This window comes from Aeromonas sp. ASNIH7, from assembly GCF_002903485.1.
Classification (GTDB): Bacteria; Pseudomonadota; Gammaproteobacteria; order Enterobacterales; family Aeromonadaceae; genus Aeromonas; species Aeromonas caviae.
Genome location: NZ_CP026226.1, coordinates 4,039,894 through 4,057,872 on the forward strand (window position 1 = coordinate 4,039,894; position 17,979 = coordinate 4,057,872).

A 17,979-nucleotide genomic window follows, 5' to 3' on the forward strand; every position below is an offset into this window, starting at 1 on the left:
GCAGCGAGGTGTTTGTCTCGTGGATAACAAATGCATGGAATGTTCTTGTTGGAGTATGGAAATGACTCATAGAAAAACAATTATTAATACCCTTTTATTGACTGCACTTTTCGGTGGCGCCACCCTGGCTCACGCCGCCGATGTCCCCGCCGGTACCAAGCTTGCTCCCGAGCAAACCCTGGTGAAAGGCAATGGTTCCGAACCCGCCACCCTGGATCCCCAGAAAGTGGAAGGTACCCCCGAATCCAACGTATTGCGTGACCTGTTCGAAGGTCTCGTCTCCTCCGGCCCCAAGGGTGAGACCCTGCCCGGCGTCGCCGAGTCCTGGGAAACCAAGGACAACAAACATTACGTGTTCCACCTGCGCAAGGATGCCAAGTGGTCCAACGGGGATCCCGTCACCGCGCATGACTTCGTCTTTGCCTTCCAGCGCGCGGTGGATCCCAAGACGGCCTCTCCTTACTCCTGGTACATGGAGATCCCGACCATCATCAATGCCTCCGACATCATCGCGGGCAAGAAGCCGGCCGACACCCTGGGCGTGAAGGCGGTGGACGATCACACCTTCGAGGTGCAGCTGGAGAAGGCGGTGCCTTACTTCGTCAGCATGCTCTCCCACACCACCACCTATCCGGTCCCGAAGAAGGTGATCGAGAAGTTCGGTGACAAGTGGACCCAGCCCGGCAACATGGTATCCAACGGCGCCTACGTGCTGAAGGACTGGGTGGTCAACGAGCGCGTCGACGTCGAGCGCAACCCCAACTACTGGAACAACGGCAAGACCGTCATCGACAAGGTGACCTACCTGCCCATCCAGTCCACCAACGCCGAGCTGAACCGCTATCTGGCTGGCGAAGTGGATCTGACCTACAACATGCCCATCGAACGCTTCAAGCAGATGAAGAAAGAGCTGCCGGACGAAGTAAAGGTCAGCGGCTATGTAGGCACCTACTACTACCAGTACAACTTCAAGCACAAGCCGTTTGACGACGTGCGGGTGCGTACCGCCCTCTCCTATGCCATCGATCGCAACGTGATCGCCGACAAGGTGATGGGCAAGGGCGAAACCCCGGGCTATACGCTCGTGCCTGACTTCGTGGACGGCTTCAAGCCGGTGGCACCATCCTGGTCCAAGCTGACCCAGGCAGAGCGCGATGCCAAGGCGAAAGAGCTGCTGACCGAAGCCGGTTACGGCCCGGGCAAGCCGCTCAAGTTCGAGCTGCTCTACAACACCGATGACAACCACAAAAAGGTGGCCGTGGCCGTCGCCTCCATGTGGAAGAAGCTCGGCGTGCAGGTGAGCCTGGTGAACCAGGAGTGGAAGACCTACCTGGAGACCAAGAAGCAGGGTAACTTCGACGTGGGCCGCGCCGGCTGGATTGCGGACTACAACGAAGCCTCCTCCATGCTGGATCTGATGCAGACCACCCACGGCAACAACGACGGCAAATACTCCAACCCGACGTTCGACAAGCTGATGAGCGAGTCCCGCAACCAGGTGGATGCCGAGGCGCGCAACAAGCTCTATGTCCAGGCCGAAGAGATCCTGGCCAAGGACATGCCGATCGCCCCCATCTATCAGTACGTGACCTCCCGCATGGTCAAGCCCTACGTGGGCGGCTACCCGGCCAACCCGCTGGACAACATCTACAGCAAAGACATGTACATCGTTGCTCACTGAGTAAAGAAACAAGTCGCATAACAAGCAGGGCCCGCCAGACGGCGGGCCTTTATTACAACCGCGACCCTTTGGAAGCAGTACAGGACAGGAAATGTCTATGTTGAAATTCATCCTTAAACGTCTACTGGAAGCGATCCCGACTCTGCTGGTCTTGATCACCGTCTCCTTCTTCATGATGCGCTTCGCTCCGGGTAACCCCTTTACCAGCGAACGCGCCCTGCCGCCGGAAGTCCTGGCCAACATCGAAGCCAAATATGGCCTGGACAAGCCCATCGGCATGCAATACCTCACTTACCTCGGCAACCTGGTCCAGGGGGATCTGGGGCCTTCCTTCAAATACAAGGACTTCACCGTCAATGATCTGGTGAGCCAGGCCCTGCCTGTCTCCGCCAAGATAGGCTCGGTCGCCTTCCTGCTGGCAGTGACCCTGGGGGTCACCTTCGGCACCATTGCGGCCCTGAAACAGAACACCCTCATCGACTACCTGTTGATGTCGTCGGCCATGGCCGGGGTGGTGATACCCGGCTTCGTGCTGGCACCGCTGCTGGTGCTCTTCTTCAGTATCTATCTGGGCTGGTTCCCGGCGGGGGCTGGCAGGGGGGCGGCGCCCAGTTCATGGTACTGCCGGTGTTCGGCATGATGATGTACTACATCTCGGCCATCTCCCGCATCATGCGCGGCAGCATGATCGAGACCATGAACTCCAACTTCATCCGTACCGCCCGCGCCAAGGGGCTGCCTCTGCGCCACATCATCCTCAAGCACGCGCTGCGCCCGGCCATGCTGCCGGTGGTCTCCTACCTGGGACCGGCCTTCGTGGGCATCATCACCGGCTCCGTGGTCATCGAGACCATCTTCGGCCTGCCGGGGATCGGCCAGTTGTTCGTCAACGGTGCCCTCAACCGTGATTACTCCATGGTGCTCGGTCTGACCATTCTGGTCGGCGCCCTCACCATCACCTTTAACGCCGTGGTCGATATTCTCTATGCCGTCATCGATCCCAAGATCCGTTACTAAGCCGGGAGTTCATCATGGTAGTCACAACTGAAAAGCGCGAAGCCGTCGAGGCGTTCGCCCAGAAAGTGGAAGTGGTGGAAGGACGCTCCCTGTGGAAGGATGCCCGTCGCCGTTTCCTGCGCAACAAGGCGGCCCTGACCAGCCTCATCATCCTGACCATCATCGGTCTGGCGGTGATCGTGGGGCCCCACCTGTCCCAGTACACGTTCGATGACCCGGACTGGGGGGCCATGCAGAGTGCCCCGGACATGGAGACCGGCCACTGGTTCGGCACCGACAGCCTGGGGCGCGACCTGTTCGTGCGTACCCTGCTCGGCGGACGCATCTCCCTGATGGTCGGCATCATGGGGGCCCTGGTGGCCGTCATCATCGGCACCCTCTACGGCGCCGCGTCCGGCTTCATCGGTGGTCGCGTCGACAGCCTGATGATGCGCGTGCTTGAGATCCTCAACGCCTTCCCCTTCATGTTCTTCGTGATCATGCTGGTGACCTTCTTTGGTCGCAACCTGGCCCTCATTTTCCTCGCCATCGGGGCGGTGAGCTGGCTCGACATGGCGCGGATCGTGCGCGGCCAGACCCTGAGTCTCAAGAGCAAGGAGTTCATCGAGGCGGCCCACGTCTGCGGCGTCTCCAAGTGGAAGATCATCACCCGTCATATCGTGCCCAACGTGCTCGGGATAGTGGCGGTTTACGCCACCCTGCTGGTGCCGGGGATGATCATGTTCGAATCCTTCCTGAGCTTCCTGGGTCTGGGCGTGCAAGAGCCCATGACCAGCTGGGGCGCCCTGCTGGATGAAGGCTCCAAGTCGATGGAAGTGGCCATCTGGCAACTCCTGTTCCCCGCCGGTTTCATGGTGGTGACCCTGTTCTGCTTCAACTTCCTCGGGGATGGTCTGCGTGATGCCCTGGATCCCAAGGATCGCTGATACCCAGGGACCGGCAAGACGCCAAGGGGCCATCAGACCCGTTCAGGGAACGCACCGCGTTCACCACGGGCAGGCCCCCATCACGACAGCGCGATAAGGAGTACTGAGATGAAATTACTGGATGTGAAAGATCTGCGGGTCGAGTTCAAGACCCCGGACGGCAATGTGGTGGCCGTCAACGACCTCAACTTTTCTCTTTCTGCTGGCGAAACCCTGGGGATCGTCGGGGAGTCAGGCTCAGGCAAGTCCCAGACTGCCTTTGCTATCATGGGGCTGCTGGCCAAGAACGGTGTCATCACCGGCTCGGCCAAATTTCAGGGGGACGAGATCCTCAATCTGCCGGAGCACAAGCTCAACAAGATCCGCTCCGAGAAGATCGCCATGATCTTCCAGGACCCCATGACGTCGCTCAACCCCTACATGAAGGTCAAGGATCAGCTAATGGAAGTGCTGATGCTGCACAAGGGGATGACCAAGGCTGCCGCCTTCGAGGAGTCGGTGCGCATGCTGGACGCGGTGAAGATCCCCGAGTCGCGCAAGCGGATGAACATGTACCCCCACGAGTTCTCCGGCGGCATGCGCCAGCGGGTGATGATCGCCATGGCGCTCCTGTGCCGGCCGCAGCTGCTCATCGCCGACGAGCCGACCACGGCGCTGGACGTGACGGTACAGGCCCAGATCATGACCCTGATGAACGAGCTCAAGCGCGAGTTCAACACCGCCATCATCATGATCACCCACGATCTTGGCGTCGTGGCCGGCATCTGCGACAAGGTGCTGGTGATGTACGCAGGCCGGACCATGGAGTACGGCCGGGTCAACGATATCTTCTATCGCCCGAGCCACCCCTATACCGAAGGCTTGCTGCGCGCCATTCCCCGCCTCGACACCGAAGGGGAAGAGCTGCCCACCATTCCGGGCAATCCGCCCAACCTGCTGCGTTTGCCCACCGGCTGCCCCTTCCAGGAGCGTTGCCACCGGGTGAGCGAAATTTGTGGCCAGCAGTCTCCGATCCTGACGCCGTTCAACGACGGACGGGAGCGGGCGTGCCACTGGGTATCGGATGCCATGATCAAGGGAGTGAACTAAATGGGTACTGACAAGAAACTGCTGCTGGAAGTGTCCGACCTCAAGGTTCACTTCCATATCAAGAGTGACAAGGCCTGGCCCTGGGCCAAGCCCTCCGCCCTGAAGGCGGTGGACGGGGTGACCCTGCGCCTCTACGAAGGGGAGACCCTGGGCGTAGTGGGGGAGTCCGGTTGCGGCAAATCCACCTTCGCCCGTGCCCTCATCGGTCTGGTACCGGCCACCGACGGCAAGGTGGTGTGGCTTGGGCAGGACTTGACCAAGCTCGACCAGAACGCCCTGCGGGAGAAGCGCAAGGAGATCCAGATGATCTTCCAGGACCCGTTGGCCTCCCTGAACCCCCGCATGACCATAGGGGACATCATCGCCGAGCCCCTCATCACCTTCTACCCGACCCTGCCAAGGGAAGAGGTGAAGGAGAAGGTGCGCGCCATGATGACCAAGGTGGGTCTGTTGCCGAACCTGGTGAACCGTTACCCCCATGAGTTCTCCGGCGGCCAGTGCCAGCGCATCGGCATCGCCCGGGCGCTCATCCTCGAGCCCAAGATGATCATCTGTGACGAGCCGGTCTCGGCGCTGGATGTCTCCATCCAGGCTCAGGTGGTGAACCTGCTCAAATCCCTGCAAAAGGAGATGGGGCTCTCCCTCATCTTCATCGCCCACGACCTCTCCGTGGTCAAACACATCTCCGATCGGGTGCTGGTGATGTACCTGGGCAACGCGGTGGAGCTCGGGACCGGCAAGGAGATCTTCGCCAATCCCCTGCACCCCTATACCAAGGCGCTGATGTCGGCGGTTCCCATCCCGGATCCGGATCTGGAGCGCAGCAAGGTCATTCAGATCCTGGAAGGGGACTTGCCATCCCCCATGAATCCGCCCTCCGGCTGCGTGTTCCGCACCCGCTGCCCGGTGGCAGGCCCGGAGTGCGCCAAGACCCGGCCCCAGCTCGAGGGCAACTTCGACCACGCGGTTTCCTGTCTCAAGGTGGATCCGCTCTGAGAACCTGTTAACGATCTTGCTGCGAGGCCGTGATCAAGGCTCATGCGCTGTTCGGAATCCTCATGTATTCATATACATTCCGGTTCCTGCGCTGCTCTTTACCTTGTTGACGACCTCTCGCGACAGCTCGTAAACAGGTTCTAAGGAGAACCGTATCGAGAAGGGCGCGTGCTGGCGCCCTTTTTATTGCATGGGGGATAAGATGCCTCTTGGCGCCAGCGGTTGTCGCTGCTACTATCCGCCGCACAAGGGGAGTAACTTCTCGCCGGTTTGTCGTCATTACGGTGCACCCATATCCTGCAGTGCACCCGGCAGCCGGGCAGTTGACGCAAGTCGGCTGTAAGTGAGACCTTGCCGAGAGGCAAGGTGTATCTGCTCCAAACGCGAACCCACTGCCTCCCGGCCGTGGGTTTTGTCGTTTTGGGAGAAGTGAAAATGGGTGAATGGTGGATGTGGACCGGTTTCTTCAGCATAGTGCTGGTCCTGTTGTGGATTGATATCCGCTTTGTCGGTGGCGGCAAGGCGCACAAGGTGTCCCTGAAAGAGGCGGGCATCTGGTCTCTCATCTGGGTCAGCGTGGCGCTCCTGTTCAACCTGGCCATCTGGCTCTGGCTGGATCACAGTGCCGGGCGCGAAATCGCGAACCAGAAGGGGCTGGAGTTTCTCACCGGCTACCTCATCGAAAAGGCACTGGCGGTGGACAACGTCTTCGTCTGGTTGATGCTGTTCGGCTACTTCGCCATCCCGGCGGAGCTGCAGCGCCGGGTCCTGCTCTACGGGGTGCTGGGGGCCATCGTGATGCGCGCCGGCATGGTGTTCGCGGGCAGCTGGCTCATCGAGCAGTTCCACTGGATCCTCTACCTGTTCGGGGCCTTCCTGCTGCTGACCGGTGCCAAGATGCTGTGGGCGGCCGACAAGGAGCCGGATCTCGAGAACAATGCCCTGCTCGGCTGGATGCGTCGTCGCTTCAAGGTGACCGAGACGCTGGAGGGGGAGAAGTTCTTCGTCTGGCGTGACGGTGTGCGCTACGCGACCCCGCTGCTGCTCATCCTGGTGCTGGTGGAGGTGAGCGACCTCATCTTCGCGGTGGACAGTATCCCGGCCATCTTCGCGGTGACCACGGATCCCTTCATCGTGCTCACCTCCAACATCTTCGCCATCATGGGGCTGCGCGCCATGTACTTCCTGCTGGCCGGGGTGGCCGATCGTTTCGCCCTGCTCAAATACGGCCTGGCGCTGATCCTGATGTTCATCGGGGTCAAGATGTTGCTGCTCGATATCTTCAAGATACCGACCGGCATCGCCCTTGGCGTGGTGGCGCTGATCCTGCTGGCCTCCATGGGGCTGAGTCTGCTGATGACCCGCAAAAAGGCGGCGTGAACGGTGCAGTAAAAAGGGCTCCCTCGGGAGCCCTTTTTCATGTCAGCAATTTGCTTAGCGCTTGATCTTCTTGGGGTTGGTGTAGCCCCAGACGGTGTACATGTCCGCCAAGAGGGCACCGTTGTACTCCTCCAGATCAGATTGTTTCACCTCGGCATCACCCTGGCGTCCGAACAGGACCACCTCGTCACCGGGTTTGATCCCCTTGATGTCGGTGACGTCCACCATGGTGGTGTTCATGGAAGTCTTGCCCACGACGGGGGCCTTCTGGCCATGGATCAGCACATAGGCCTTGTTGCTCATGGCGCGGCGGTAGCCGTCGGAGTAGCCCATCGGCAGGTTGGCCAGCAGGGAGTCGCGCTTGAGGGTGAAGGTGCGGTCATAGCCGACGGTGTTGCCCGCCGGGTAGTGGTTGACGGAGGCGACCTGGGTCTTGAACGCCATCACCTTCTTGTACTCGGTGTAGGAGGGAATGGTGTCGCCATAGATGATACCGCCAGGGCGCACCATGTCAAAGTAGGCTTCCGGCACTTCCAGGGTGGCGAAGGAGTTGGCGGCGTGGATGGTGAGCTTGCTGCGATCCAGCTTGCCGGCGTCGATGAGCCACTGGTAGTCCAGCTTGAACTGGGCCAGCCCCAGCTTGACGTCCTCTTTCTCCTCCACCGGGAAGTGGGTCATGATGCCGACCGGGGTGATCCCCTTGAGCTTGAGCATGGCCAGGGCATCGGCCTTGGCATCGTCCTGGCGCAGATCGATGCCGTTGCGGCTCATGCCGGCGGAGTTCAGGCCGATGTGCACCGGGATGTTGGTGTGATGGCGCTGGGCGATGCCGGCGATCCCCTTGGCGCTCTCCAGGCTGCCGATGAGCTCCTCCAGCTTGTAGGGCAGGGCCTGCTCCACTTCATCCGGGGTGGCGGCCCGCACCCGCATCAGGCGACCTTCGAAGCCCTTCTCGCGAGCAACACGTGCTTCTTCGTTGCTGGCGATGCCGATGCAAGGGATGCCTGCCTTGACCACGGAAGGGACCAGCAGGTCGATGCCGTGACCGTAGGCGTCCGCCTTCATGATGGCGCAGATCTGCGGGCCCTTGTCACCGAGGCGATTCTTCAGGGTCTGGATGTTGTGCTCGAAGGCACCGAGATCCACTTCCAGCCAGGCGTTGGCGGCGGTCTGTTCCTGACCGTTGCGGTGGTCGTCGGCGAGCGGCAGATAGGGGGCGGCGACCGCCTGGCCGGCCAGCAGGCCAAAAATCAGGGTCGCGAGCAGTGTTTTCTTGTGCATGGGGCAAGTCCTTTCTTATTGTCTTGAGTTGAGGCTGGGCTCATCGCTGAGGCGAGCTGCGGCAGGGCTGGTCATAGCATGTTGCTATGCTAATGATATATTTCACTTTTTATCCAGATGCCGACTCTGGGAGTGTATCTCAACGGCGTCAATCGTGGCACGTGTTGCAGGAAGAAAATATGAAGCTGACGTTGCGGATTCCACCGTTGCTGCTGTTCGTCGTCATCGTGCTCGCCATGTGGCTGGGGCGGGGTGAGGGGAGGGCGGCGCCCCTGTGGCTGGTGCTGGTCGCCACGCTGTGGCTGGCGGGAGCCCTGCTGGGGGGCGGTGCGCTTCTGCATTTCTGGCAGCAGCGCACCACTGTGCACCCCCAGCGGCTGGAGAGCAGCCGGGTGCTGGTGACCCGGGGCGTCTATCGCATCAGCCGCAATCCCATGTACCTGGGGCTGCTCTGCTGGACCCTGGCGCTGGCGTGCTATCTGGGAGGCATGGCAGTGTGGCTCGGGCCGCTGCTGCTCTGGGGCTGGCTTACCCGCTTCCAGATCCTGGCGGAGGAGCAGGCGCTGCGGCGACAATTCGGCGATGCCTATGACGACTATTGCCGACAGGTCAGGCGCTGGTGCTGAGGCGCGGCGTGCCCCATCAGGCATATGACAACGGCCCGCAGAAGCGGGCCGTTGTCATGGGGGTCAGGGGGGATCACGCCTTGGCGGTGTCCACCTCGCCGAGGGGGGCGGTCTCCCCCAGGCTGTCTTCGCTCTTGGCCACCACGCTCGCGGCGATGGCGTTGCCCAGCACGTTGGTGGCGGAGCGCCCCATGTCGAGGAAGTGGTCGATACCGAGCAGCAGCAGGATGCCCGCTTCCGGGATGTGGAACTGGTTGAGGGTGGCGGCAATCACCACCAGGGAGGCGCGGGGCACCCCGGCCATTCCCTTGGAGGTGACCATCAGCAGCAGCAGCATGGTGATCTGCTGGGCCGTGGAGAGCTCGATGCCATAGGCCTGGGCGATGAACATCACCGCGAAGGTGCAGTACATCATGGAACCGTCCAGGTTGAAGGAGTAGCCCATGGGGAGCACGAAGCTGGCGATGCGCTTGTCACAGCCAAATTTCTCCAGCCTGTCCAGGGTCTTGGGGTAGGCGGCCTCGGAGCTGGCGGTGGAGAAGGCCAGCAGGATGGGCTCGCGGATGAGGGCGAGCAGTGTCAGGATGCGGCGGCGGATGAAGAGGCTGCCCATGGCGATGAGCAGCAGCCATAGGCAGCCGAGCGCCAGATAGAACTGGGCCATGAAGGTGCCATAGGTAGCGAGGATGCCGAGCCCCTCCTTGGCGACCATGGCGGCGATGGCGCCAAACACCGCGAACGGGGCGAAGTTCATCACGTAGCCGGTCACCTTGAGCATGATCTCGGCGCCGCTGGCCATCAGCTTGACCACGGGCTTGGCGTCGTCCCCCAGGGCGGCGGCGGCCAGCCCGAAGAAGAGGGAGAAGACCACGATCTGCAGGATCTCGTTGGTGGCCATCGCCTCGACCACGCTTTTCGGGATGGCGTGGGTCACGAAATCCTTGAGGGAGATGGCGGTGGCAAGCACGCCGGAGCTGGCGCCGTCATCGGGCAGGGAGAGGGAGAGCCCCACCCCAGGTTGCATCAGGTGGACCATGACCAGCCCCAGGGTCAGAGACATCAGGGAGGCGAGCATGAACCAGCCCAGGGTCTTGACGCCGATGCGGCCCACGGTGCGGGTGTCACCCATCTTGGCGATGCCGACCACGAGCGTGGTGAACACCAGGGGGGCGATGATCATCTTGATGAGGCGCAGGAAGATGTCGGTCAGCAGGGTGATGTCATCGGCAAAGCCTGCGGCCTGTGCGGGCGCGAGCAGGCGATAACCCTGCCCGGTCACGATGCCAAGCAACATCGCAATGAGGATGGCAACGGTCAACTTGTTCATTTTCATGGGGGAGTTCCGGTTTCGATAGGTGCAATGCCTGTGCAGGCGGCGAGGGGCCGCCTCAGTCCTTTTTTGTGATCCGGGCGGTGGAATCCAGACAGCCGGTGTGCTGGAGCATGCCTAATCGCGAAGGGGAAATCCAGTGACTTGTTTCGGAGTTTTGTGTTGTTGTTAGCTGCACTTGATATGCATCTTGTGATTTATTTGTATTAATCGCTGTTTATTTTAATTTTTGCGAGATAAACGGCTTCCATGCTCTGCGCGTCCCGGGGGCTGGCCTCCAGGGTGAAGACGAGCAGGGCCGAGGTGCGGTGTTCCACCTGCATGTCGTCCATGAAGGTGTCTGGCTCGTACTCGTCGAACCCGAATTGGGGGCGGGTCGGGGTGACCCTGACGGCATCCCGCGACAGGGTCAGCGTCTCGACCCGAATCCAGGGGTATCCCTTTGCCAGTGCCACCTCACCGGCCCGCTTGAGCACGTATTTGCGCGCCGTTTCCCTGTCCACCAGATCGTTTCCCACAAACTCCAGTTGCCAGCGGGCCGGGCCAAGCTGGGTCTGTGAAAAACCGGTCTGGCCATTCCAGAACGATTTTTCACTGTCATAGGCGGTGGCGCAGCCCGCGAGCTGGCCGACCAGCAGGGCGCTGAGGGCAAGGGTGCAGAAAGTACGAAGGGAAGGCAACATGATGCGGGCCGCTTGGCAAAGGGGGTTTTACTACAGCACAAAGGGATCGGAGAGACAATCGCGGTGGAAGACCATAAAAGAAAAGGCCTTGTCGTCTGACAAGGCCTTTCTCGGGGAATTTGGTCGGTGTGAGAGGATTCGAACCTCCGACCCTCTACACCCCATGCAGATGCGCTACCTGGCTGCGCTACACACCGACGGAGTCAGCTCGGCTGACGGGGAGGGAGTTTATGGAGATGCCCCGACCCTGTCAACAGGGGAAATTCAGGTTCGAGATCGTTTGCCTGCTTTGCGAGCAACTTCGGATCAAAGTGCGACCAGTGGTGCATTTTGTCGGCACCTCACCGCTGTCTTGCAGGAAAAACGGCCACCCGGAGGTGGCCGTTTGGCGTGATGCTATCAAGCCGAGATCAGCGGTTGAAGGTGAGACGCTTGCCCAATACCTTGTCGGTGACTTGGCCGTTCTGCCAGGCTATTTGCCCGTTGACCAGGGTCATCTCAAGCAGGGCGCGCTGGAAGCGGTCATCATCCAGATCAGCGGTTGAAGGTGAGTCGCTTGCCCAATACCTTGTCGGTGACTTGGCCGTTCTGCCAGGCTATTTGTCCGTTCACCAGGGTCATCTCGATGGTGCTCTGGAAGCGGTAGCCGTTGAACGGGGACCAGCCGCACAGGTAGAGCAGGTTGCTGTCGGTGACCACGTAGGGCTTGCCGAGATCCAGCAGCACCAGGTCGGCGAAGTAACCTTCCCGGATGTAGCCGCGATCCTGCACCTGGAAGCGCTCGGCCACCGCGTGGGAGGTCTTCTTGACGATGGTTTCCAGCGAGAAGACGCCGTTGTGGTAGAGCTCCAGCAGCGCCTGCAGGGAGTGCTGCACCAGGGGCACGCCGGAGGGCGCCTTGAAGTAGCTGTTCTGCTTCTCTTCCCAGGTGTGGGGAGCGTGGTCGGTGGCGATGATGTCGAGCACGTCGTTGCGTACCGCATCCAGCAGGGCGTGCTGGTCGGCAGCGCTCTTCACCGCCGGGTTGCACTTGATCTGGCTGCCCAGGGTGTCGTAGTCCGCCTCGTTGAAGAAGAGGTGGTGGACGCACACTTCGGCGGTGATGTTCTTGTCCTTGAGATCCTTCAGATCCGGGGTGGCGGTAAAGAGTGAGAGCTCTTTCGCCGTGGTCAGGTGCAGCACGTGCAGCTTGGCGCCGTACTGCTTGGCCAGGGAGACCGCCATGCTGGAGGATTTGTAGCAGGCGTCCGCGCTGCGGATGCGGCCGTGCTCGCGCATGGGCACGTCTTCGCCCCACTTGGCGCGAGCTTCGTCTTCCAGCACCTTGATGGACGGGGTGTCCTCGCAGTGGGTGACGATCATCACCGGGCTCTCGCGGAAGATGGCTGCCAGGGTCTCCTGGTTGTCCACCAGCATGTTGCCGGTGGAGGCCCCCATGAAGATCTTGATGCCGCAGGACTGCTTGGGATCGAGCTTCTTGATCTCTTCCAGGTTGTCGTTGGTGGCACCCAGGTAGAAGCTGTAGTTGGCGGCGGCGGAGTTGGCGGCGATCTGGTATTTGGCTTCGAGGGCTTCGATGGTGGTGGTCTGGGGATTGACGTTGGGCATTTCCATGAAGCTGGTGGTGCCACCGGCCACGGCGGCCCGGGATTCACTGGCGATGGTTCCCTTGTGGGTCAGGCCGGGTTCCCGGAAGTGGACCTGATCATCGATCATCCCGGGGATGAGATGACGGCCCGTTGCATCGATCACCACGGCATCGGGGGCACTGATGTCCGGGGCGACGCGGGCGATCCGCTCACCCTCGATCAGGACGTCGGAGGCATAGATGCGGCCTTCGTTGACCAGGGTGGCATTCTTGATAAGCAATTTGTTCATGGGGGAGTCCGGTTCCTTTGTCAGTGATCGCGGGTCATAATAGCGCAAACCGCCCTTTCTCTGTAGCAAGGCCTGAGTAATGAAGTTATTTGTTAGAGATTTGACTGTGATCGATTCCAGCTATTTATGCGAGCGCCGCGGCATGGTGGGCGAGAGCTGGCTGGTGGACATCGAGATGAGCGGCGAGCTCAACGAGATGAGTATGCTGCTGGACTTCGGTCGGGTGAAGAAACTCATCAAGTCGATCATCGATGAAGAGGTGGATCACAAGCTGCTGGTGCCGACGGAATGTCCCCTGGTCCATGTCCACGCGCTGGAGAACGACGAGAGCACCGTGGATCTGCTGCGTCCGGGTCGCGCCATCCACCTGCGCTGCCCGACCCAGGGCTTTGCCTTCATTCCCGCCCCCCAGGTGGACAAGGAGTCGGTGACCCGCTATCTGCTGGGGGTACTGGCCAAGCGTCTGCCCAGCAACATCAAGGATCTCTCCCTGACGTTGCGCTCGGAGCGCATCGAGGGCGCCTTCTACCACTACAGCCACGGCCTCAAGAAGCACGACGGCAACTGCCAGCGCATCGCCCACGGCCACCGCTCTCCCGTCGAGATCCTGGTGGACGGGGAGCGTGACGAGGAGCTGGAGTTCAACTGGGCCGAGCGCTGGGCCGACATCTACCTGGGCACCGAAGAGGACAGGGTGGCCCTTGGCGAACTCGCCCTGAGCGAGCGGGCCGAGGCGTCACTGAAAGAAGGGGACGCGCACTACATCGGCTTCAAGTACGTGGCGCCCCAGGGGCTGTTCCAGCTCGCCATGCCAGCGGCGGAGGTGGAGATGATCGACACCGACACCACCATCGAGCTGCTGGCCCACTACATCGCCCGCGAGGTGAAGAAGCAGGTAGGGGACAAGTTCGTCAAGATTGTCGCCTATGAAGGGGTCGGCAAGGGCGCCATCGCCTACGCCTGATCCCGCGCCGCATGCCAGTAAAAAACAAGGCCCCGCCAATGCGGGGCCTTGTCGTATCGGGTCGTGGCCATCAGGCACTGAGGCGGAAGCGCTGGACCAGCCCCTCCTGCTGCTCGGCAAGGGAGTCGAGCTGCTGGCTGGTCTCGGCGACCCGCTCTATGCCCTGATAGTTGAGATCCGAGATGTCGGAGATGCGGTTGAGGTTGGTGGCGATGTCGGCGCTGGTGGCCTGCTGCTGCTCGGCGGCGGAGGCTATCTGGCTCGACATGTCGCTGATGAGCACCACGATGCCCTGCACCTCTTCCATGGCGTTGTTGGCCTGGGAGCTCTGATCCACGCAGCTGTCCATCTCGCGGGAGCACTCCTGCATCACGTTGACCGCCCGGGCGACGCCTTGCTGCAGGTTCTCGATCATGGTCTGGATTTCGCTGGTGGACTGGGCGGTACGACCGGCCAGGTTGCGCACCTCGTCGGCCACCACTGCAAACCCGCGTCCCTGCTCGCCGGCACGGGCCGCCTCGATGGCGGCGTTGAGGGCCAGCAGGTTGGTCTGCTCGGCGATGCCGCGGATGACGTCGAGGATGTTGCCAATCTGGCCGCTCATGGCGCTCACGTCGCCAATCACCTTGCCGGTCTGCTGCAGCTTGCCCGCGAGCTGATGGGTGGTGGTGATGTTGCCTGCCATCACCTTGCGCCCCATCTCGGAGGCCTTCTCCACATCCTGCACCCGCTCCAGGGTCTGGTTGGCGGCCTGGGCCACCTCCCGCACCGAGGCCTCCATCTGGGTCATGGCGGCGGCGACCGAGGCGGTCTCCTGACGCTGTTTCTCCAGATCCGCCCGCACCGATTCGGTGGTGTGGCGGTTGTCGTGGGCGGCACTGTTGAGCTGGGTCGACGCCTGGGAGAGCTGCTTGAGCACATCCCCCATCTGGTGGATCAGCAGGTTGATCTGGCTGGCGAGCTGGCCGAATTCGTTCTGGCTCTTGAAGCCGACGCGCTGAGTCATGTCGCCCTGGGTCACCTCGGTCAGCACCCGCAGCAGCTCTTTCAGGGGGCGGCGGATGGCTTTGCCCAGGGTGAAGGCCACCAGGATGGCGACGAAGATGGCGATGGCGATGCTGATCCCCTGGGTCAGGGTACTCTGGGTCTGCACCCGATCGGAGGCCTGGATGCTGGCGTTCATCAGCTGCTGGCTCTGGGCGGTGATCCCCTCCAGCTTGTTCTGGATGTTGAGGATGAGCTGGCTCGCCTGCTTGCTCTGCTCGCGCATGGCCTGCTGCTGCTTCATCAGGACCAGGTATTGGGAGAGCACGCCGTCATTGCCCGTGGTGTCGCGCACGAAGCCATGGACGTAGTGGCCCATGTTGTTGTCGAAGTCCTTGAGCTCCCCCTGGAGATCCTTGATGGTGCTGTTGAAGCCCTCGATCTGCATCTTGTTGCGCTTGAGCGCCGCCTCGATGGGGGCGGGGATGCTCTGGTTGAGGGCATCCATGGTGGAGAGCTCGATGGCGGAGAGCTTGGTGGTCAGGGTCTCGGAGAGCATCTTGATGAAGCTGTCGTCGATGGTGACCATCATGTCCCCCAGGTTCTTCTTGAACTGGGGCAGGCTGACCTGGAACTGGCCCTTGGCCTGATTGACCTTGTGCAGCCGGGTGAGCAGGGCCTCGTGTTCGCCGGGCAGGGTCTGGGTCAGTTGCAGGTAGTCATCCACCAGCTTGACGAGGGCAGTCATGTCCGCCTGCAACTGGGGATGAACCGCCACCTGCTGTTTGAGGCTGGCGACCATCTTGTCGACCTGCCCCTTGGCCTGTTGCAACTCGGCCACTTCCGCCGGCAGTTGCTTGAGATCCTGCTCGGTCAGCACATCGGTGAGCCATTTGTTGGCGCTGAGCAGGCTTATCTGGGTCTGGCTGCTGGCGAGTACCAGCGGCATGGACTCCTGGGTCACCTGATCCAGGGCGCCGCTGAGTTCGCTCTGGCCGCGAAAGGTCAGTACCGCACTGGCGACCATGACGGCGACCAGGATGGCAAAGCCCAGATAGACTCTCTGTAAGATCGAGAGGTCTGACATTGTTTGTTTCATTATTGTCCCGCTGTCTGTGCAAAAGTCCCTTGCCTGAGTACCCCGTCCCTTTGATACCCTGCATGCCCCGAAGGGGATGCCGTTGTGGTTCGCGGGACGTCTCCTCGCTATCGGTATTCTTCACAATAACTGAAGCGATTGGGACAACGGCTGTGCCAAATGTCGGCTTGTGTCACACTTGGCGCATTGCGGCGGCCTGTTTGGGAGCCGCTTGAGCTTTGTATTGAATTTTCTTTTTCCTATAAAGGAGTTACCCATGGCGCAAGAAACCATTTTCAGCAAAATCATCCGCAAGGAGATCCCCGCCGACATCCTTTATCAAGACGATCTGGTGACCGCGTTTCGCGACATCCAGCCCAAGGCCAAGACCCATATCCTGATCATTCCCAACGTGCTCATCCCCACCGTCAACGACGTGGAGCCGGATCACGAGCTGGCGCTGGGCCGGATGTTCACCGTGGCCCGCAAGCTCGCCAGCGACGCGGGCATCGCCGAGGACGGCTACCGCCTCATCATGAACTGCAACCGTCACGGCGGGCAGGAGGTCTATCACATCCACCTGCACCTGGTCGGTGGCGAGCCCCTGGGACCCCTGCTGAGCCTGTGATGCGCCTCGTCCCGTCGACCGGCCTGCTGTTGGCCGGTCTGCTGCTGGGGGGCTGTGCCTCCCAGTGGAAAGACATGTTCGTCTCCTACTCGGATCAGATGGTGCCCCTGCGCAACCAGCTGCTGCTGGGCCATGCCGCCGAGGCCCTGCTCGAGGTGCGCGAATCGACCCCGGGGGACGACACCTTCGTGCTCGACCAGCTGGAGAAGGGGCGCATCGCCTGGCTAGCGGGTCAGGACGGCCCCAGCAAGCAGGCCTTTGCCGCCGCCGACAGCCGGCTTGCGTGGGAAGACAGTCAGGCCGAGTACCGCCTGAGCCAGGGACTGGCCCAGGCGGGCAGCCTGCTCACCAACGATCAGACCCTGGCTTACCAGGCGCCCGATTACGAGCGCACCATGCTGCACCACTATCTGGCGCTCAACTACTTGCAGCGCGGGGATGCCGACGGCGCCCTGGTAGAGGTGCGCCGTGCCAACCAGGTGCAGGAGCAGGCCCTTAAACGGAGGGCCGACGAGGTGCGCAAGGCCGCGCAGGAGGGGGAGCAGGAGGACGAAGCCGGGGAGATGCGCCAGCTGATGTCGCGCGGCGCCCCCGAGCTCGATCGCCTGATAGGCCAGGTGAAAAACGGTTTCCAGAACGCCTACACCTTCTATTTCTCCGGCGTGCTCTACGAGGCGGCCGGGGATCTCAACGACGCCTGGGTCGATTACCAGCGCGGCTATCAGATAGCGCCGGACAACCAGAGCCTGCAGGATGCCCTGCTGCGCCTGGCCCGGCTTCGCGGCTCTCCCGAGGAGCTCAAGGAGACCGAGCAACGGATGGGCCGCAAGGCGCCGCCCTTGGCCAAGGATCAGGGCCAGCTGGTGGTGCTGTTTGAAGATGGCCTGATCCCGGCGCGCCGGGAGCTCTTCCTGCCGCTGCCCATCTCCACCTCCAGCGGCGATTTTCGTACCTTTACCGTGGCGGTGCCCTATTACGACAATCGGGCCAGCGACGGCGCCCCGCTTACCCTGTCGGTGGGCAAGGGGGTGGCACAGACCAGCGAGCTGGTGAGGCTGGAGGCGCTGGCGGCCAAGGATCTGCAGGAGCGGCTGCCCGGCATGCTGACCCGGCAGGCCCTGCGGCTGGTGGCCAAGGAGCAGGTACGGCGCACCGCCGCCAAGGAGGGGGGGGATGTGGGCAACATCCTGGTGGGGATCTTCAACACCCTCTCGGAGCGGGCGGATACCCGCAGCTGGCTGACGCTGCCCGCAAAGGCCTCGAGCTGGCAGGGGATGGTCCCGGCCGGGAACGTCACCCTGACCCTGGGGGCGGGCAGCGCCATGCGTACCCTGCCACTCAGCGTCCACGCCGGGCGCACCACCCTGGTGTGGGTACAGCGCCTGGGGAGCGGGCTCACGACCCGGGTGATGCCCCTCTAGGGGGAACCGCATATGGC

The 17,979-nt window shown here is 61.8% G+C and carries 15 protein-coding genes, 1 tRNA gene and 1 pseudogene; 11 read left to right on the forward strand and 6 right to left on the reverse strand.

From position 1 onward, the window contains the following. The first annotated feature begins 61 nt into the window (after positions 1 to 61). The 6 genes and pseudogenes from C2U47_RS19045 (at position 62) to C2U47_RS19070 (ending at position 7,089) form a co-directional block, all read left to right on the forward strand. Complete coding sequence (locus C2U47_RS19045; protein ID WP_103261849.1) at positions 62 to 1,681, forward strand: ABC transporter substrate-binding protein; 1,620 nt, start codon at positions 62 to 64, stop codon at positions 1,679 to 1,681. A gap of 97 nt (positions 1,682 to 1,778) precedes the next feature. Then, positions 1,779 to 2,698: pseudogene (gene oppB, locus C2U47_RS19050) on the forward strand (oligopeptide ABC transporter permease OppB). Between the two features lie 14 nt (positions 2,699 to 2,712). Continuing rightward, complete coding sequence (gene oppC, locus C2U47_RS19055; protein ID WP_010674331.1) at positions 2,713 to 3,624, forward strand: oligopeptide ABC transporter permease OppC; 912 nt, start codon at positions 2,713 to 2,715, stop codon at positions 3,622 to 3,624. A 108-nt stretch (positions 3,625 to 3,732) separates the two neighbouring features. After that, positions 3,733 to 4,713 (forward strand): ABC transporter ATP-binding protein, encoded by a 981-nt coding sequence (locus C2U47_RS19060; protein WP_039038983.1) that lies wholly within the window; start codon positions 3,733 to 3,735, stop codon positions 4,711 to 4,713. Continuing rightward, positions 4,714 to 5,709, forward strand: a complete 996-nt coding sequence (gene oppF, locus C2U47_RS19065) for a murein tripeptide/oligopeptide ABC transporter ATP binding protein OppF (RefSeq protein ID WP_049636967.1) — start codon at positions 4,714 to 4,716, stop codon at positions 5,707 to 5,709. It begins immediately after the preceding gene. Positions 5,710 to 6,144: 435 nt separating this feature from the next. Next, a complete protein-coding gene (locus tag C2U47_RS19070) occupies positions 6,145 to 7,089 on the forward strand; it encodes a TerC family protein (protein WP_029314355.1) in 945 nt (314 codons plus the stop codon). A 54-nt stretch (positions 7,090 to 7,143) separates the two neighbouring features. Here the strand turns inward: C2U47_RS19070 and alr are convergent, their stop codons facing one another. Continuing rightward, positions 7,144 to 8,370: an alanine racemase gene (gene alr, locus C2U47_RS19075; RefSeq protein ID WP_041212842.1), complete on the reverse strand. Its 1,227-nt coding sequence runs from the start codon at positions 8,368 to 8,370 to the stop codon at positions 7,144 to 7,146. Positions 8,371 to 8,549: 179 nt separating this feature from the next. Here alr and C2U47_RS19080 point away from each other — a divergent pair, with 179 nt between their 5' ends. Next, positions 8,550 to 8,996 (forward strand): methyltransferase family protein, encoded by a 447-nt coding sequence (locus C2U47_RS19080; protein WP_010674336.1) that lies wholly within the window; start codon positions 8,550 to 8,552, stop codon positions 8,994 to 8,996. Between the two features lie 73 nt (positions 8,997 to 9,069). On the opposite strand, the gene C2U47_RS19085 is transcribed toward C2U47_RS19080, so the two are convergent. From C2U47_RS19085 to C2U47_RS19095, 3 genes are all read right to left on the reverse strand, one after another. Then, entirely contained in the window at positions 9,070 to 10,329 is a 1,260-nt protein-coding gene (locus C2U47_RS19085; RefSeq protein ID WP_041212843.1) for a dicarboxylate/amino acid:cation symporter, read from the reverse strand. 203 nt (positions 10,330 to 10,532) lie between these two features. Further along, positions 10,533 to 11,009 carry a CC0125/CC1285 family lipoprotein gene (locus C2U47_RS19090; RefSeq protein ID WP_041212844.1) on the reverse strand — a complete coding sequence of 159 codons (477 nt, stop codon included), beginning with the start codon at positions 11,007 to 11,009 and terminating at the stop codon, positions 10,533 to 10,535. A 120-nt stretch (positions 11,010 to 11,129) separates the two neighbouring features. Continuing rightward, a tRNA-Pro gene (locus C2U47_RS19095) sits at positions 11,130 to 11,206 on the reverse strand. Between the two features lie 33 nt (positions 11,207 to 11,239). On the opposite strand from C2U47_RS19095, the gene C2U47_RS19100 reads away from it, so the two are divergent. Further along, positions 11,240 to 11,554, forward strand: a complete 315-nt coding sequence (locus C2U47_RS19100; RefSeq protein WP_103261850.1) for a hypothetical protein — start codon at positions 11,240 to 11,242, stop codon at positions 11,552 to 11,554. On the opposite strand, the gene C2U47_RS19105 is transcribed toward C2U47_RS19100, so the two are convergent. Then, on the reverse strand, positions 11,544 to 12,887 hold the full coding sequence (locus tag C2U47_RS19105; protein ID WP_041212846.1) for a dihydroorotase: 1,344 nt from the start codon (positions 12,885 to 12,887) through the stop codon (positions 11,544 to 11,546). The genes C2U47_RS19100 and C2U47_RS19105 overlap by 11 nt on opposite strands. A 79-nt stretch (positions 12,888 to 12,966) precedes the next feature. On the opposite strand from C2U47_RS19105, the gene C2U47_RS19110 reads away from it, so the two are divergent. Beyond that, the gene (locus C2U47_RS19110) at positions 12,967 to 13,851 is read left to right on the forward strand and encodes a 6-carboxytetrahydropterin synthase (protein WP_199766826.1); all 885 of its coding nucleotides are present in this window, start codon (positions 12,967 to 12,969) and stop codon (positions 13,849 to 13,851) included. A 70-nt stretch (positions 13,852 to 13,921) separates the two neighbouring features. Here C2U47_RS19110 and C2U47_RS19115 read toward each other — a convergent pair whose 3' ends face one another. Beyond that, positions 13,922 to 15,934 (reverse strand): methyl-accepting chemotaxis protein, encoded by a 2,013-nt coding sequence (locus tag C2U47_RS19115; RefSeq protein WP_103261851.1) that lies wholly within the window; start codon positions 15,932 to 15,934, stop codon positions 13,922 to 13,924. Positions 15,935 to 16,190: 256 nt separating this feature from the next. Between C2U47_RS19115 and hinT the strand changes: the two genes are divergently transcribed. Together hinT and C2U47_RS19125 are read left to right on the forward strand one after the other, a co-directional pair. Beyond that, positions 16,191 to 16,541: a purine nucleoside phosphoramidase gene (gene hinT / locus C2U47_RS19120; protein ID WP_010674343.1), complete on the forward strand. Its 351-nt coding sequence runs from the start codon at positions 16,191 to 16,193 to the stop codon at positions 16,539 to 16,541. Next, a complete protein-coding gene (locus tag C2U47_RS19125) occupies positions 16,541 to 17,962 on the forward strand; it encodes a COG3014 family protein (RefSeq protein ID WP_171865461.1) in 1,422 nt (473 codons plus the stop codon). The genes hinT and C2U47_RS19125 overlap by 1 nt, the downstream gene beginning before the upstream one ends. Positions 17,963 to 17,979 lie beyond the last annotated feature (17 nt).